This is a genomic window from Enterobacter dykesii (genome assembly GCF_008364625.2).
GTDB classification, from domain to species: Bacteria; Pseudomonadota; Gammaproteobacteria; order Enterobacterales; family Enterobacteriaceae; genus Enterobacter; species Enterobacter dykesii.
In genome coordinates this window covers 1,793,617-1,809,917 of record NZ_CP126604.1, presented here as the reverse complement: position 1 = coordinate 1,809,917, position 16,301 = coordinate 1,793,617, and the positions used below count along the sequence as shown (strand labels likewise).

General features: G+C 54.4%; 19 protein-coding genes. 9 read left to right on the top strand and 10 right to left on the bottom strand.

From position 1 onward, the window contains the following. Positions 1 to 134: 134 nt before the first annotated feature. Together yncL and yniD are read left to right on the top strand one after the other, a co-directional pair. Entirely contained in the window at positions 135 to 407 is a 273-nt protein-coding gene (gene yncL, locus F0320_RS08640; RefSeq protein ID WP_081957703.1) for a stress response membrane protein YncL, read from the top strand. 98 nt (positions 408 to 505) lie between these two features. Continuing rightward, entirely contained in the window at positions 506 to 613 is a 108-nt protein-coding gene (gene yniD / locus F0320_RS08635) for a small membrane protein YniD (RefSeq protein ID WP_112009453.1), read from the top strand. 80 nt (positions 614 to 693) lie between these two features. On the opposite strand, the gene F0320_RS08630 is transcribed toward yniD, so the two are convergent. Continuing rightward, positions 694 to 1,452, bottom strand: coding sequence for a DUF481 domain-containing protein (locus F0320_RS08630; protein WP_029740435.1), 759 nt, complete (start codon positions 1,450 to 1,452; stop codon positions 694 to 696). Positions 1,453 to 1,747: 295 nt separating this feature from the next. Between F0320_RS08630 and pfkB the strand changes: the two genes are divergently transcribed. The 3 genes from pfkB (at position 1,748) to F0320_RS08615 (ending at position 4,043) form a co-directional block, all read left to right on the top strand. Next, the gene (gene pfkB, locus F0320_RS08625) at positions 1,748 to 2,680 is read left to right on the top strand and encodes a 6-phosphofructokinase II (RefSeq protein ID WP_033145272.1); all 933 of its coding nucleotides are present in this window, start codon (positions 1,748 to 1,750) and stop codon (positions 2,678 to 2,680) included. 106 nt (positions 2,681 to 2,786) lie between these two features. Beyond that, positions 2,787 to 3,077, top strand: a complete 291-nt coding sequence (gene ghoS, locus F0320_RS08620) for a type V toxin-antitoxin system endoribonuclease antitoxin GhoS (protein ID WP_126328312.1) — start codon at positions 2,787 to 2,789, stop codon at positions 3,075 to 3,077. A 105-nt stretch (positions 3,078 to 3,182) separates the two neighbouring features. Then, positions 3,183 to 4,043: a fructosamine kinase family protein gene (locus F0320_RS08615; RefSeq protein ID WP_047651955.1), complete on the top strand. Its 861-nt coding sequence runs from the start codon at positions 3,183 to 3,185 to the stop codon at positions 4,041 to 4,043. A 35-nt stretch (positions 4,044 to 4,078) separates the two neighbouring features. On the opposite strand, the gene F0320_RS08610 is transcribed toward F0320_RS08615, so the two are convergent. Then, positions 4,079 to 4,615 (bottom strand): YniB family protein, encoded by a 537-nt coding sequence (locus F0320_RS08610; RefSeq protein WP_023311291.1) that lies wholly within the window; start codon positions 4,613 to 4,615, stop codon positions 4,079 to 4,081. A gap of 148 nt (positions 4,616 to 4,763) precedes the next feature. Between F0320_RS08610 and hxpB the strand changes: the two genes are divergently transcribed. The 3 genes from hxpB to F0320_RS08595 all read left to right on the top strand — a co-directional run bounded on the left by hxpB (position 4,764) and on the right by F0320_RS08595 (position 7,646). Continuing rightward, positions 4,764 to 5,435 carry a hexitol phosphatase HxpB gene (gene hxpB / locus F0320_RS08605; protein WP_126328311.1) on the top strand — a complete coding sequence of 224 codons (672 nt, stop codon included), beginning with the start codon at positions 4,764 to 4,766 and terminating at the stop codon, positions 5,433 to 5,435. A gap of 101 nt (positions 5,436 to 5,536) precedes the next feature. Then, the gene (locus F0320_RS08600) at positions 5,537 to 6,127 is read left to right on the top strand and encodes a metal-dependent hydrolase (RefSeq protein ID WP_014883483.1); all 591 of its coding nucleotides are present in this window, start codon (positions 5,537 to 5,539) and stop codon (positions 6,125 to 6,127) included. A 127-nt stretch (positions 6,128 to 6,254) separates the two neighbouring features. Next, positions 6,255 to 7,646: an L-cystine transporter gene (locus F0320_RS08595; protein WP_029740442.1), complete on the top strand. Its 1,392-nt coding sequence runs from the start codon at positions 6,255 to 6,257 to the stop codon at positions 7,644 to 7,646. A gap of 47 nt (positions 7,647 to 7,693) precedes the next feature. Here the strand turns inward: F0320_RS08595 and cedA are convergent, their stop codons facing one another. Beyond that, complete coding sequence (gene cedA, locus F0320_RS08590; RefSeq protein WP_008500668.1) at positions 7,694 to 7,933, bottom strand: cell division activator CedA; 240 nt, start codon at positions 7,931 to 7,933, stop codon at positions 7,694 to 7,696. 203 nt (positions 7,934 to 8,136) lie between these two features. On the opposite strand from cedA, the gene katE reads away from it, so the two are divergent. After that, positions 8,137 to 10,386: a catalase HPII gene (gene katE, locus F0320_RS08585; RefSeq protein ID WP_126328310.1), complete on the top strand. Its 2,250-nt coding sequence runs from the start codon at positions 8,137 to 8,139 to the stop codon at positions 10,384 to 10,386. A gap of 56 nt (positions 10,387 to 10,442) precedes the next feature. On the opposite strand, the gene chbG is transcribed toward katE, so the two are convergent. The 7 genes from chbG to osmE all read right to left on the bottom strand — a co-directional run bounded on the left by chbG (position 10,443) and on the right by osmE (position 16,293). After that, on the bottom strand, positions 10,443 to 11,192 hold the full coding sequence (gene chbG / locus F0320_RS08580; protein ID WP_047651949.1) for a chitin disaccharide deacetylase: 750 nt from the start codon (positions 11,190 to 11,192) through the stop codon (positions 10,443 to 10,445). 11 nt (positions 11,193 to 11,203) lie between these two features. After that, positions 11,204 to 12,559: a 6-phospho-beta-glucosidase gene (locus tag F0320_RS08575; protein ID WP_126328309.1), complete on the bottom strand. Its 1,356-nt coding sequence runs from the start codon at positions 12,557 to 12,559 to the stop codon at positions 11,204 to 11,206. A 109-nt stretch (positions 12,560 to 12,668) separates the two neighbouring features. Further along, entirely contained in the window at positions 12,669 to 13,511 is an 843-nt protein-coding gene (gene chbR, locus F0320_RS08570) for a transcriptional regulator ChbR (RefSeq protein ID WP_071789366.1), read from the bottom strand. A gap of 5 nt (positions 13,512 to 13,516) precedes the next feature. Next, entirely contained in the window at positions 13,517 to 13,864 is a 348-nt protein-coding gene (gene chbA, locus F0320_RS08565; protein ID WP_121931298.1) for a PTS N,N'-diacetylchitobiose transporter subunit IIA, read from the bottom strand. Positions 13,865 to 13,911: 47 nt separating this feature from the next. Further along, a complete protein-coding gene (gene chbC, locus F0320_RS08560) occupies positions 13,912 to 15,270 on the bottom strand; it encodes a PTS N,N'-diacetylchitobiose transporter subunit IIC (RefSeq protein WP_126328308.1) in 1,359 nt (452 codons plus the stop codon). Between the two features lie 79 nt (positions 15,271 to 15,349). Further along, positions 15,350 to 15,667, bottom strand: a complete 318-nt coding sequence (chbB, locus tag F0320_RS08555; RefSeq protein ID WP_008500676.1) for a PTS N,N'-diacetylchitobiose transporter subunit IIB — start codon at positions 15,665 to 15,667, stop codon at positions 15,350 to 15,352. 281 nt (positions 15,668 to 15,948) lie between these two features. Then, a complete protein-coding gene (osmE, locus tag F0320_RS08550; protein WP_010430142.1) occupies positions 15,949 to 16,293 on the bottom strand; it encodes an osmotically-inducible lipoprotein OsmE in 345 nt (114 codons plus the stop codon). Between the last annotated feature and the right edge of the window lie 8 nt (positions 16,294 to 16,301).

Below are 16,301 nucleotides of genomic sequence, written 5' to 3'. Positions count from 1 at the left end.
CTTATTTGCAGTGATGCCCCACACATAAGAGCATATACAAAGAAAATAATCGTGATTTGACAATAGATTACGACACCATCTGACCAACAATCGTCAAATTGGTTCGTCATCATTCACCTGCCGAATTCAGATTAATGTGGATTTACGGCAAGCGACGTAATGTTAACACTAACGGCAAGGAGATTGCACCCTCTGCGGCCAGATTGATGGGCTGGCACTTTCGCACGAATTTGCAGGTTGCTTCTCCCCTGCGCTCGCATTTCGAAGATGCTGGGCTACTCTTGAACAGGTCTTTAAACCCAAAGGTGCATACCATGAACGTATCCAGTAGAACGGTTGTGATATTGAACATCCTTTCCGCCACAGGTTTATTGTTGATTCTCGCCGAGCGATTCCACTGGTTCTGAGCCGAACCCTACGCTGGCATAACCCAATCGAACCTGAGAAGGGGCATTTTTCGGCCCTGTTTGGTAGACTGGGAATATCAACCAACAAGGATTAGGTTATGCCAACTAAACGATTTGCCGCAAAACACTGGAAAATGGTGCTGGTGCTGATTGCCATCTGCGGCGCAATGCTGCTACTCCGTTGGGCGGCAATGATTTGGGGCTAGGGGCGAAGACAAGTCATCAGAAGGGACGTCAAAAGACCGCAGACAATAAACGGGCCGACATTATCATCGGCCCGCTTTTATTACATTCTATAACCCAGTGAAACCGTGGTTCTGCGGTCGGTATGATCCGGCGCAGATTCTGGTGGTGAAGAGTTCCAGGTCACGTTGTAGGCGACTTTCAGGCCAAAGTGTTCGTTGATAGCCACGTTCAGCGCCGTCTCAGAGTTCAGCGTCGTATCGTCGGCACCAAATACAGAAACACCCTGGGTAAATTTGGTGTTGTCAGTCATCTGCCAGGCATAGGTACCGGAAGCGTAACCGAGCGGTTGGGTCTTGGTATCGCCATTGGTGTACTCGTCATAACGCACACCCGGACCGAATTCAAAACGGAGGCTGTGTACCGGACCGTTCAGGAACTGGCGACCATAACCGGCGGTGAACACGTCGCGCTGGCGATAACCATTGTAACGGTCGGTTAACCAGCTAGCCTGACCAAACAGGTAGTCATAGTCGGTCATGTTGTAACGGCTACGTCCGCCTACCGCATACTTCTCGGAAGAACGTTCGTCGTTAGCGGAAGTGTTGCTGGCATTACCCCAAAGAGACCAGGCGGTGGTGTTGCCGTACCAGGTGAGCGTACTGTCCGCCGTCAGAGAAGAGCTTTTCGTGTTACCGGATTGTGCCAGGTACCCGGCGTTCAGGTTACCTTCAAACGGTTTTTTCGCGGTGGAAGGATCGTCCATGACAGTAAAAACGGTATCATCAGCGGTCGCGTTCATAGCCGCAAACACGCCACCCGCCAGCATCAGTGCAGCGGGCACTGTCTTTAAAAGCTTCATTTTATTAAGGAGTCCGTACAACAAAAAAAGAGACCACACGGTCCCGGAATCTTTCTTGAGGATCAATGACAAGGCGTCCAGAGAAAGGTAACAAATTATAAAAAGCCGCAAATAACATAGCAATGTTTTCTTATTTCATTTTTTGAATAAGAACGATCTCAAAAAGCGTTTTATTTTATATATCCCCCGCCTCATTTTTCGTCAGTATTCATATTTAAAATCATACTGTTATTTACATTGCCTTCCTGACAAATGATGCCAGGCTAATAAGAACCCATGCTAAAAGGAGGTAATGATGGTTTCTATCTATACTCTGACGCTCTCCCCTTCCCTGGATTCCGCCACCCTGACGCCGCAAATTTACCCGGAAGGTAAATTGCGCTGTAGCGCCCCGGTCTTTGAGCCCGGCGGCGGCGGGATCAACGTGGCGCGCGCCATTACACATCTCGGCGGCAAAGCCACGGCCATTTTCCCTGCAGGCGGTGCTACCGGTGAACACCTGGTCTCTCTGCTGGCCGATGAACAGGTAGCCGTTGAAACCGTTGAGGCCAAAGACTGGACGCGGCAAAACCTGCATGTTCACGTGGAATCGAGCGGCGAGCAGTACCGTTTTGTCATGCCGGGCGCGAAGCTCAGCGATGACGAGTTTCGTCAGCTTGAAGAGAAAGTGTTGACGATAGAAAGCGGCGCGCTGCTGGTGGTAAGCGGCAGCCTGCCGCCCGGCGTCAGCACGGAAAAATTGACGGCGCTGATTCAGGCGGCACAGCAGCGCGGCATCCGCTGCATTGTCGACAGCAGCGGCGAGGCCCTGCAGGCGGCTCTGGTGCCGGGCAATCTTGAGCTGGTCAAACCCAACCAGAAAGAGTTAAGCGCGCTGGTCAACCGCGAACTGACGCAGCCTGATGATGTGCGCACCGCCGCACAGGAGCTGGTGCGCAGCGGCAAAGCGCGGCGCGTAGTCGTCTCCCTTGGCCCTCAGGGGGCACTGGCAGTCGATGAATCGTCGTCCGTTCAGGTTGTCCCACCGCCGATGAAGAGCCAAAGCACGGTTGGCGCGGGCGATAGTATGGTGGGTGCGATGACGCTAAAACTGGCGCAGGGTGCGTCTCTGCTCGAAATGACACGCTACGGCGTGGCGGCGGGTAGTGCCGCCACCATCAACCAGGGCACGCGTCTCTGTTCGCTTGCCGATACGCAAAAAATCGTCGATTACCTGTCCCGAAATTAACGCCTTTTCCCCTTCGTCTTTACGGAGGGGAAGGTCGTCTCTGAGTCGCCAAACGCAAACTATCGACTATGCTAAGAAAACTTCCATGATAACAATGAGGTGAATTATGAGCAGTGGTGACATCACACGCTACGTCGTGATCATCAACCTTCATGAAGCATCGCTGACCGAGCTAAATGAGCTCAACAATGCTTTCACCCGGGCTAATTTTCTCCTCACCCTGACAGATGACGAGGGCAATATTCATGATTTAGGCACCCTGGCATTTGGTCTGATCACCGCCCTGAGCCAGGAAGAGGTTCATGCGCTGGCCGCCAGTCTGGTGGAGAGCGTGACCGACAAGCCTGCCGAAATCGACGTGGATACCTGGGAAAGCTGGCGGAAAAAAGAACAATAAGTGCGCTGTATGAATTTAAACCGCTCAGGTGTGCGTTAGTTCGTATTTTTTTACCGCAGTTATGCGCTAACTTTATGATCTGGCAGACAACATGGGAGAGACAACATGTGGCAGGCTATCAGTCATCTTTTACGTGAGCAGCTGGGTGAAGGTGAAATTGAACTGCGTAACGAACTGCCAGGCGGTGAGATCCACGCCGCGTGGCATTTACGCTACGCAGGGCGCGATCTTTTCGTTAAGTGCGATGAGCGAGAGCTGCTTCCAATATTTACCGCCGAAGCCGACCAGCTGGAGCTGTTGTCGCGCAGTAAAACGGTCACTGCCCCGCAGGTTCTGGCCGTGGGGAGCGATCGTGACTACAGCTTCCTGGTGATGGAATATCTCCCCGCCCGCCCACTGGATGCCCATAATGCGTTCATTCTCGGCCAACAGCTAGCGCGCCTGCATCAATGGAGCGACCAGCCGCAGTTTGGTCTCGACTTTGACAACGATCTCTCCACCACGCCACAGCCCAATGCCTGGCAGCGTCGCTGGTCGACGTTTTTTGCCGAGCAGCGCATTGGCTGGCAGCTTGAGCTGGCCGCCGAGAAAGGGCTGGAGTTTGGCAATATCGACGCCATCGTCGAGCACGTCCAGCAGCGTCTGGCATCCCACCAGCCTCAGGCGTCGCTGCTTCACGGCGATTTGTGGTCCAATAACTGCGCGCTGGGTCCCAACGGCCCGTACATCTTTGACCCGGCCTGCTACTGGGGTGACAGAGAGTGCGATCTAGCCATGCTGCCGCTTCATCCTGAGCAGCCGCCGCAGATATACGACGGATACCAGTCTGTTTCCCCCCTGCCGCCCGGTTTTCTCGACCGCCAGCCGGTGTATCAGCTTTATACGCTGATGAATCGTGCCATTCTTTTTGGCGGAGAACACATTGTTAACGCGCAGCGGGCACTCGAGCGCATGCTTGCCGCCTGAGAAGAGACGGGTGGCCTTGCCGCCACCCCTATCGCTTACAGAAAACCGAGCAGTGAGAAGAAGAAGTATCCCGCCACAATGATAATCACGGGAAGGATATAGAGCGGGAAAATTTGCAGGAAAATGGTGTGACGCGGCACAACGATGCGGGATTCAATCTGCTCCCGGCTCATGCCTTCCGGGCCCTTGGCCTGCTCCAGAATCAACTGATCCTCAACGCCTTCGCGTAAAAAGCGGGTCTGGCGACTCATTCTCGCGCCAGAGGCCTGCAGTGCCAGCGCGACAAAGATCAGGGCATATATCACCCAAAAACCGATATTCAGCTGTTGATGAAAATCCGGGGTCGGTGAGTTAAACCAGAAGACATTCAAAAATGGCGTATTAAAACGCATCATCTCAATCATGACATGAGCAAAATCAAGCATTACCGCATTGATACCCGGCTGTTTTTCGCTGTGGTCGTACATAAATTTAAGTACAGAAATCAGCGTAGAAATGACGGCAGGAATAAAAATCACCCAGCCAGCAATACGTTTTAAGACCGCAATGCGTCCAGCTTGTTGATACGTCATCAGTTCCTCTTCATAAAGACGCGTTATTTGTGCCTAAGTCTACCTGCTGGTCATCAATTTCGCCCGCTCTTTAAAAGCAATATGCTAAATTGCAGATTGTGCTTAGCACGTATCGTCTGTCGAACACCCTGGATAAGGAGACGTTGTGATGTCGACACCGCGCAAAATTCTTGCCGCAATTTTTGACATGGATGGATTGCTGATCGATTCCGAACCGCTGTGGGATCGCGCCGAACTGGATGTGATGGCCAGCCTGGGCGTGGATATCAGCCGCCGTAATGAACTTCCCGATACCCTGGGTCTGCGCATCGATATGGTGGTTGACCTGTGGTTTGCCCAACAGCCGTGGGTAGGGCCCAATCGCGATGAGGTGACCGCACGCATTATCAGCCGCGCCATTTCTCTGGTGGAAGAGAACAGGCCGCTGCTGCCCGGCGTACGCGAGGCTGTCGCGCTGTGTAAAGCCCAGGGGCTGAAGGTTGGCCTGGCCTCGGCTTCACCGCTGCATATGCTTGAAAAAGTGCTCACGATGTTTGAACTGCGCGACAGCTTCGACGCGCTGGCGTCCGCTGAAAAATTGCCTTACAGCAAGCCGCACCCGCAGGTCTATCTGGACTGTGCCGCAAAGCTTGGCCTGGATCCCCTCAACTGCGTTGCGCTGGAAGATTCCGTTAACGGTATGGTGGCGTCGAAGGCTGCACGGATGCGTTCCATTGTGGTGCCCGCTGAAGAAGGCCGTCACGATCCCCGGTTTGCTCTTGCCGACGTGAAGCTTAATTCACTGGCAGAACTCACGGCGCATCATCTGCAGGGCGGTTAACGCCCTTCTCTAGTTTGTGACAAACAGTTACACCGTCACCTCTTCCGCCTACTGTATAAAAACCCTATACTGTATGAATTGACAGTTTTGTGGGTTTTATCATGACGGCGGAAGGCCACCTGCTTTTTTCTATTGCGTGCGCAGTATTTGCCAAAAACGCTGAACTCACCCCCGTGCTGGCACAGGGGGACTGGTGGCATATTGTCCCTTCCGCCGTATTGACCTGTCTGCTGCCCGACATTGACCATCCTAAATCCTTTCTCGGACAACGCCTGAAGTGGGTGTCGAAACCCATCGCCCGCGCGTTCGGCCACCGGGGGTTTACGCACAGCCTGCTGGCCGTGTTTGGCCTGCTGACGCTTTTCTATTTAAAAGTGCCCGAAAGCTGGATAGTCCCCGCTGATGCCATCCAGGGGATGGTGCTGGGCTATTTAAGCCATATTCTCGCCGATATGCTGACGCCTGCGGGCGTGCCGCTGCTTTGGCCCTGCCGCTGGCGTTTCCGTTTTCCGATCCTCGCACCGCAGAAAGGCAACCAGCTTGAGCGCGTATTGTGCATGGCGCTGTTTGCTTACGCCGTCTGGATGCCGCAAACCTTGCCCGAAAACAGTGCAGTTCGCTGGTCATCCCAGATGATTAATTCGCTGCAATTTCAGTTCAATCGCTTTATTCATCACCAGATTGAACAGTAAACCGACAAAATTATCCCATTTGTCATAACCCATTCCATTTGGATATAAGCGCTGCATCACACTTCTGCTAACCTTCCGCCAACAGGATCGGTAAAAACCGACCCAATAATAAATCAGGAGAACGGGGATGAATTTTCCACTCATCGCGAACGTCGTTGTGTTCGTTGTATTGCTATTGCTTCTCGCGCAGGCGCGCCACAAGCAGTGGAGCCTGGCGAAAAAAGTGCTGGTTGGTCTGGCCATGGGTGTCGTATTTGGTCTGGCATTACAGGCAATTTATGGCTCCGATAATCCAGTTCTGAAAGATTCCATTCAGTGGTTCAACATCGTCGGTAACGGCTATGTTCAGCTGCTGCAGATGATCGTTATGCCGCTGGTGTTCGCCTCTATTCTGAGCGCCGTTGCTCGCCTGCATAACGCGACTCAGCTGGGAAAAATCAGCTTCCTGACCATTGGTACGCTGCTTTTCACCACGCTGATTGCCGCGCTGGTGGGTGTGCTGGTCACAAACCTGTTTGGCCTGACCGCAGAGGGTCTGGTTCAGGGTACCGCTGAAACGGCGCGTCTTACCGCGATTCAAACCAACTACGTTGGTAAAGTGGCTGACCTGACCGTGCCGCAGATGGTGCTCTCCTTCATTCCGAAGAACCCTTTTGCTGACCTGACCGGTGCGAGCCCAACCTCGATCATCAGCGTGGTTATCTTCGCCGCGTTCCTGGGCGTAGCGGCGCTGAAGCTGCTGAAAGACGACGCGCCAAAAGGCGAGCGCGTGCTGACCGCAATTGACACCCTGCAAAGCTGGGTAATGAAGCTGGTTCGTCTGGTCATGCAGCTCACCCCTTACGGCGTGCTGGCGCTGATGACCAAAGTGGTTGCCGGCTCTAACCTGCAGGACATCATTAAGCTGGGCAGCTTCGTTGTCGCCTCTTATCTGGGCCTGGGCATCATGTTCGTGGTGCACGGCATCCTGCTGGGCGTGAACGGCGTCAGCCCGCTGAAATACTTCCGTAAAGTCTGGCCGGTACTGACCTTTGCCTTCACCAGCCGTTCCAGCGCCGCGTCTATTCCGCTGAACGTTGAAGCGCAGACCCGTCGTCTGGGCGTGCCTGAATCCATCGCCAGCTTCTCTGCCTCCTTTGGTGCCACCATTGGTCAGAACGGCTGTGCGGGACTCTACCCGGCGATGCTGGCGGTGATGGTTGCCCCAACGGTTGGGATCAACCCGCTGGATCCGGTCTGGATCGCCACGCTGGTCGGAATTGTTACCATAAGCTCCGCAGGCGTTGCGGGCGTTGGTGGCGGCGCAACCTTTGCTGCGCTGATTGTTCTGCCTGCGCTGGGTCTGCCGGTGACGCTGGTCGCCCTGCTGATCTCCGTTGAGCCGCTGATCGACATGGGCCGTACCGCGCTGAACGTGAGCGGCTCCATGACCGCCGGTACGCTGACCAGCCAGTGGCTGAAGCAGACCGACAAAGCGATTCTGGAAAGTGAAGACGACGCCGAGCTGGCGCACCGTTAATCACTTTGAAATAAAAAAACCGCCTGATGGCGGTTTTTTTATGGCTGTTATTCTTCAACCTCTTCATCCTGGCGGATCTGCATCGCCCACCGCTGCGCCGATTCCGGCACCGTAAACGTGGGTGAACGACGGAAGTGTTCGCCGATCAGCACAAAGGCCACATATTTCCCCCGCAGCTGCCAGACATCGCGAAAGCCCTCCACTTTCAGGGCATGGTCAGGCGGCGCGGGCTCAACGCGGGGCACATAGCTAATAACCTGGCGGTTTTGTTGACGAAGAGGTTTCATAAGCGACTGGTTCACTAAAGCAAATTCTTGAAGCAGGAAAATTCTATGATAGCCGATCCTGCTGCCTTCCGTCGCGCCCCGAGTGGACGAGAAGGCTCCTTTCGTCAATGACGGCATGTGAAAACTCTTAGTTCGCGAGCCATCCCGCGACATTGTTCTATCCTTAATAGGGTTTTTAGCAATGGATAAAGGAGAAGCGTGCAATGTCGAACAAAGATAAAACACATCAATCACCGATTCATGGCACTGAAGAATCTCAACCGGGTATGGACTCTCTCGCCCCTGCTGACGGCTCTCACCGCCCCTCCCCTGGCCCTTCCGCACCGGGCGAACAGCCTACCGCACCGGGAAGCATGAAATCGCCGGACACGGGAAACGAGAAGCTGAAATCGCTTGAGCCACACCGTAAAGGCGGCGAAGGTTTTGCGCTCACCACCAATCAGGGCGTACGCATTGCTGACGATCAGAACTCCCTTCGCGCAGGCGCGCGCGGGCCAACCCTGCTGGAAGACTTTATCCTGCGGGAAAAAATCACCCATTTTGACCACGAGCGGATACCGGAACGCATCGTCCACGCGCGCGGCTCGGCTGCGCACGGCTACTTCCAGCCCTACAAGAGCCTGAAAGACATCACCAAAGCGGACTTCCTCTCCGACCCGGACAAAATCACTCCGGTATTTGTGCGCTTCTCCACCGTGCAGGGCGGCGCAGGGTCGGCGGACACGGTTCGAGATATCCGCGGCTTTGCCACCAAGTTTTATACCGAAGAGGGTATTTTCGATCTGGTGGGCAATAACACCCCGGTGTTCTTCATTCAGGATGCGCATAAATTTCCTGACTTTGTCCATGCGGTAAAACCGGAGCCCCACTGGGCCATACCGCAGGGACAAAGTGCGCACGACACCTTCTGGGACTATGTCTCCCTGCAGCCTGAAACCTTACACAACGTGATGTGGGCGATGTCAGACCGCGGCATTCCACGCAGCTACCGCACCATGGAAGGGTTTGGCATCCACACCTTCCGGATGATCAACACCGAGGGGAAAGCCACGTTTGTGCGCTTTCACTGGAAGCCGGTAGCGGGCAAAGCCTCGCTGGTGTGGGACGAGGCGCAGAAGCTGACCGGACGCGATCCGGACTTCCATCGCCGCGAGCTATGGGAGTCCATTGAAGCGGGCGACTTCCCGGAATACGAACTGGGTCTGCAGCTCATTCCGGAAGAGGACGAATTTAGGTTCGATTTCGACCTGCTTGACCCGACGAAGCTGATCCCGGAAGAGCTGGTGCCGGTTCAACTGGTGGGCAAAATGGTGCTCAACCGTAACCCGGATAACTTCTTTGCCGAAAACGAGCAGGCCGCGTTCCACCCGGGGCATATCGTGCCGGGGCTGGACTTCACCAACGATCCGCTCCTGCAGGGTCGCTTGTTCTCGTATACCGATACGCAGATCAGCCGTCTTGGCGGGCCGAACTTCCACGAAATCCCGATTAACCGCCCAACCTGCCCGTACCACAATTTCCAGCGCGACGGGATGCACCGTCAGGATATTGATACCAACCCGGCGAACTATGAGCCGAACTCCATCAACGATAACTGGCCGCGCGAAACGCCTCCGGCGCCGAAACGCGGTGGATTCGAATCGTACCAGGAGCGAATCGATGGCAACAAAATTCGCGAGCGCAGCCCGTCGTTCGGCGAGTATTACGCCCACCCTCGCCTGTTCTGGAACAGCCAGACGCCGATTGAGCAACAGCACATTATCGGCGGCTTCAGCTTTGAGCTGAGCAAAGTGGTGCGCACCTACATCCGCGAGCGGGTGGTCGATCAGCTGGCGCGCATTGATATTCAGCTCGCCCAGAGCGTTGCGGATAACCTGGGCATTACGCTGACCGACGAACAGCGCAACCTTGCCCCGCCGAAAGAGGTTAACGGCGTCAAGAAAGATCCGTCGCTGAGCCTGTATGCCGTGCCGGGTGGCTCGATTAAAGGCCGCGTGGTCGCCATTCTGCTGAACGACAAAACCCGCGCCAGCGACGTGCTGGGGATTATGCAGGCGCTGAAAACCCAGGGCGTGCATGCGAAACTGCTTTATTCCCGCATGGGGGAAGTGACCGCCGATGACGGCTCCGTGCTGCCGGTGGCGGCAACCTTTGCCGGGGCGCCATCGCTGACCGTCGATGCGGTGATTGTGCCATGCGGAGATATAGACAGCCTGCTGAGCAACGGTGACGCCGTCTATTATCTGCTGGAAGCCTACAAGCACCTGAAACCGATCGCGCTGTCCGGCGACGCGCGACGGTTTAAGCCGCAGCTGAAGGTGGCCGATCAGGGGGAGGACGGCATTGTCGAGGGCGATAACGTTGACGATGCATTTATGACGAAGCTGTTTGATTTGCTCGCCGCGCACCGCGTCTGGTCGCGCAGCAGTAAGATCGATCAGATTCCGGCGTAAAAAAAGCCGGGTGGCGCTTGCGCTTACCCGGCCTACATTTCTACTTTGCTTTGTCTTTAAAGATTCCCGAACGTCCCCAACCGATACCCACGCTCGGCAATCGCATACTTCAGCGATGCCGACGTCAGCACGTCCAGCTCCGCCAGGCGCGGCCAGCAGTAGGCGCTTTTCCGCACGGTATTATCGACAAAGGCAGGATGCGCCATGACCTCCAGCGACCGTTCCCCCCGCGCGGCGGAATCATCCAGCACCTTCAGGAACAGCGCTTCGTCGATCTCGTCGCCGTAAAATGCGCTGCTGAACCCCTCAGTGGTGGTCGCGGCGCAGTCAGGCACGCCGCGCGCCTCCCGATCCACGCGCATCGCCACACCTTTACGCTGTGCAAACTCAGCCACTATCGGGAAAATCGCCGGGATCATATGCACGTGGTGATGGCTGTCGATGTGCGTCGGTGCCTTACCAAAGGCGTCAACAAAGCGGTTGAACTGACGCTCCAGCTCGCGGGCAATCTCTTCGAGCGGCAGAGCGCCCTGCTCCGCCAGTTCCCAAATCCATTTGCCCAACTGGCCGTCGCGCGTCAGACCCGGCATTGGCGAAAGCGGCATCCCGAGCGTCAGCACAAAATGCATGCCGACGCCCAGCTCCGGCACCTCGCTGCTCAGCTGCGCCGCGTGTTCAACCGCCTCACCATTCACCAGTGCCGTGGTCGAGGTCACAACACCCCGGCGACAGGCTTCAATAATGCCGTAGTTCTGGCCTTTCGAGAGGCCAAAATCATCAGCATTAACGATCAGCAGGTTTTCCATTGTGCGTCCTCTTATTGCTGTTTGAACTTCAGCTTCTCGATCGTGGCGGCAAAGTTCGGCAACCACTTTTCATGCGCCAGGATCATCTCGCTGGCCAGCTTCTCCGCGTCGCGGTCGGAATGCACCAGCGGGCTGAGGTTCAGCGCCAGCAGCACGTCATTGAGCTCGCCGCTCAGCGCCGCGTTGCTTGCCGCCACTTCAAAGCCTTTGATGGTGTGGATCAGCCCCATGACCTTATCATCGAAGTGGGTGATGCGTGGATGCGGTTTAGCGCCATCGCGTCCCAGGATGCAGGTCATCTCAACGGCCCAGTCCGCCGGGATATTGTCGATATGGCCGTGGTGCGGCACGTTGACATAGTGTTCCGCCTGCTTGTCGTTGTAGATAGCATTAATCACTTCACACGCCGCATCGGAGTAGTAGGCCCCGCCGCGCTGCTCCAGCTCTTTCGGTTTGACGTTCAGGTTCGGATCTTTATACAAATCGAACAGCTGCTTCTCAACCTTCTGAACGATCTGCGCGCGCGCGCCGCCCTTATAGTACTCGCCCATTTCGATGGCCAGCATCTCTTTCTGCTTGAAGTAGTAAAGCAGGTACGAGCACGGCAGCAGGTTCAGCGAGCGGATCAGCCCTTCGCTGAACGGCAGGTCAAAGATGTTTTTCACCGATGCTGCCGTCAGGCGACCGGAAGCCACGCCGTCCAGCAGTTCGGCAAAGCGCGATTTACCGTTCACGATAACGTCTTTAATGAACACCATGTGGTTCAGGCCGAACAGGTCGATGGAGAGATCGTCGCTGTCGGTCAGCGCCAGCACGTCGCGGATAAACATCTTCATGCCGATCGGAATGTTACAGACGCCGATAAAGCGTTTGAAGCCGGTATGACGATAGACCGCCTCGGTCACCATCCCGGCCGGGTTGGTGAAGTTAATCACCCACGCGTTCGGGCAGACCTCCTGCACGTCTTTGACGATGTCGAAAATCACCGGGATGGTACGCAGGCCTTTGAACAGGCCGCCCGCGCCGTTGGTCTCCTGCCCGAGATAGCCGTGGCTCAGCGGGATACGTTCGTCCAGCTCGCGCGCCTTTAGCTGGCCGACGCGCAGCTGGGTGGTCACGAAATCCGCATCTTTCAGCGCCAGACGGCGATCGAGAGTTTTATGCACGGTCAGAGGCACGCCCGCTTTCTCCACCATGCGCTTGCACAGGTCGAAAATAATATTCAGCTTTTCCTGACCTTCCTCCACGTCCACCAGCCATAATTCGCTGACCGGTAATTCATGATAACGTTTCAGGAAACCTTCCAGTAATTCCGGGGTATAGCTGCTGCCGCCACCAATGGTTACGACTTTTAATTTCTTCTGCATAATATCTCCCTTAGCGTATCAGGTTAATCGCCTGCAAGGTATAGCGTACTCTTCCCGCTATTTGGGCAAGCCATTAAAGCAATATTTGTGGCGGGTAATCCGCCGAAAGTTAATTAATTACCGTCAAATTCTTCCGGTAACTGTTCGGTGTAAATGAAGTCAATTTTTTAAAGGTCTTAATAAACAGGCTGGGACTGCTGTATCCTGACTCGTACGCAATATCGGTGACAGAGTAGTTGGTAATTTCCAGCTGTTTTTTGGCAAAGTTAATGCGGATTTCATTAATAATTTGCACGGGTGTTTTACGATAATAGCGTTGCGTCGCGCGAGTCAGATATTCCTGGGATTTTCCCGACAGTGACACCATATTTTCCAGCGCATTTTCGCTGAACTGGCCTTTATCGTGCATCAGCTCAACGGTGCTGCGCAGCCACTGTGGAATATCATCCGTCACCTGCTGCTCCTCACGATGATGGCGCAGCCGGTTCATCACGTAGAAGGTCACCGTTTCAATAAACTCATCAAATTCATTGTCGCGGAAGTTAAGCGAGGCGATAACCGTTTCAATCCAGGTCATGAACTCGTTTTTTACCCGATAGACCTGGGAGGCCACAAAGCAGAACGGCACCAGCGGCAGATAGTGCTTCTCAAAGAAGCGTCTGCTGACGCCCACGTTCAGAATGCGGGTGGCACCAAATTCATAAAAGCTCTGATGATAGGACCCCATTGGCAGGAAGACAAAATCTCCTCGCTCAAGCAGGACGCGCTTACCGTTGATCTCCTGGTAGTAGCGGCCGGTCAGAACAATCGTGAACTCGTAGTAATCATGCTGGTGCAGACCACTGGCGCTCTCCGTCTTGTTGTAGATAACCACGTGAAAATTTTTGCCGTTAAACAGCTGCTGTTCAAGTGCGGTTTTAATTTCCATCGTGCTGACCTCCTGCTGCGAAATCCGACTCAGTGCATTTTCTCGTGAAGCTCGATAAGCTCCGCCACCAGCTCACGCGCCAGCATCGAGGTCATCAGGTGATCCTGCGCGTGGACCAGCACCAGGCTGACCTTCATCTTCCCTTCGCCCTGGTCGCCTTCAATCAGCTTTGTCTGTACCAGATGCGCTTCGTTCAGCGCCGTGCGGGACTGTTCCATCATGGTTTTCGCAGCGGCGAAATCCCCCTGCTTGGCCTGCTTCAGTGCGGCATAGGCCAGGCTGCGGGCCTGTCCGGAGTTGATGATAAGCCCCATCACCACTTCTTCGAGATCGTTCTCGACGGCTTCGTCTGCGACAATACTATCCAAATCTAACATGTTTAAGCTCCTTGTGGCTGGCGCGGGCTTCCCCGCGCCGGTCAATCTTAGAATTTCAGTGAGAGGGCAATATCCTCTTCGCTCTCTTCTTCATCAATAATGGTGGCGGCTTTGTTGGCAATCGCCACGAACGGCATGTACAGCAGGGTAGCGACCCCGAGGTTGAATATCGCCAGCAGGAAGGCCGCAACGCTGCCGTTGGTGTTGAAGAAGGCGCCCAGACCCGCCGGCATGGTCCAAGGCGCAATGTTGGTGACCGGTGGAATGATGCCCATGTAATACGCCGTCAGGGTGATCGCGGCCAGCAGCGGCTGAATCAGGATGAACGGAATGAACATTACCGGGTTCATGATGATTGGCAGACCGAACAGAATCGGTTCGTTAATCTGGAAGATGCCGGATGGCAGCGCCAGCTTCGCGACCTGACGGTAGTCAGCACGACGAGAGACAATAAAGACCGCGATGATCAGACCCAAGGTCGCCCCGGTACCGCCCAGGAAGATATAGGAGTCAAGCATCGGCTTCGCCCACACATGGAAGGTTTTACCCGCTGCCAGCGCCGCGTCAACGGAGCCGTACTGCTGGTAAAGCGCAACGTTTTCCAGTGCCCAGGGGGTCATAATCCCGCTGTCCAGCGCGGCCAGTGCCAGTGAACCATGCACGCCAAAGAACCACAGCAGAGAGGTGAAAATCACATACGCCCAACCGACCACGCCACCCATCGACGCCAGCGGCGTAGAGATAGAGTCCATGATGATCTGGTGGAAGTTTGTGCCCCAGTGGGAGAGCGCCCAGGCGATAATCCCCATGACGGAAAGAATAATGAAGCCTGGAATCAACGCGGAAAATGAACGAGAAACGGAAGCCGGTACGCTATCCGGCAGGCGGATAACCCAGTTGCGGCGGATAATAAAGGTGAACATTTCTGCCACCACCAGGCCGATAACAATACCGGAGATAATGTTGGCCCCGCCCAGCCAGTTGGCGCCAACGGCGTAGGCTTCACCCACGCTATAAGGCGTTACGGTCATAAAGGCGGCAACCGATAATAACCCGGCAGCCAGCGGATCCACTTTACGCTCTTCTGCCAGCGCCATCCCAATAAAGAAAGGCGCCATCAGCGACATAATCCCTAACGTACCGTTATAGACGTTGCCGCCGATGGCTTTAAAACCATTAAGGGTTTCAATAGTGGATGCGTCTAACCGGATTCCTAATGAATAAAAGAAGGAACCTTCACCAAAGCTCAGAAAAACGTTGTTAATTAAAACGAACATGGCCCCGGCCAGCGTCAACGGCATTAATTTAATAAAGCCGTTTTTGATGGCGTTAACGTGAGGCTGCTTTCCTATTTTAACAGCAAAAGGAAGGAGTACCTTTTCAAGTGAAGCGATGACTTTACTCATAGGAAAATACCCTTAAATGCCGTAACGCATGTTACGGCGTATTGTGTGTGAAATAACTCTTTGACGGGAAAAATAAAAATTAATTAGCCGCTTTTTTAATGGCTGCCACAGCAGCTTTAAGAACACCTAAACCATCAATCTTGCCGTACAGCCCCGAGTCGATCACTTCGACCGGTTTATTCGGTAACAGTCGTTGAATTTCGGGCAACATATAGGCAATTTGCGGCCCCAGTAAAACAACATCGGCTGTCTGGCCTTTTTCGCCCGCCAGCGTCTCTGGAAACGCTTCAATCACCACAGGGACTTCATACTTTTCAGCCTGCGCACGCATCTTTGACACCAGAAGCGACGTTGACATGCCCGCTGAGCAGAACAGGTAGATATGTTTCTTTTCCATCGTGATTTCCCTCTTGTATAACTACCTGCCATCGCGCTATCACTCGACTCGCTGTCCCGGCAGACAGGTAGCTTGCGTACTGTTGTTTATCGTTGGAGTGAGTATACGCAATGGTACAGACAGGGGATAATTCTGGATAGGCTCAAATTGTCTCTCATTGACCTGGCTTGTTGACTCCCTTCACATTTCGGGCAAATAATTCGCGCAAAGAAATAAGATTTTCTGATGCAAAAAAAAACCGGCCCATGGGCCGGTTTGTTAACATCCTCAGGCAAGCAGGGTTACTGCGCCTTAGGTGCCTGTGGATCGGTGTCGTATTCAGCACAGGTCTGATAGCCGGAGTTGATCACATGACCGGTATCATCCAGGGCGACGAAGTAGGTTTCTGCCTTACCATCACGTTGACCCAGGATATAGGTCTGGCAGGTCCCTTTCGCATGAATCATGGTCACTTCAGAAGAAGGTTTACCGGCAATCGCAGCCACCTGCGAACGGGTCATCCCTTTTTTAACGTCTTTTACTACGGGCTGCGTAAACTGATCCTTAGTGCGATCGTAAGCCGTACACCCTGCCAGCATAGTCAGTACCGCCGCTGCGCTAAGAATTCCTGCTACGTTCTTGTTCATATTCCGTC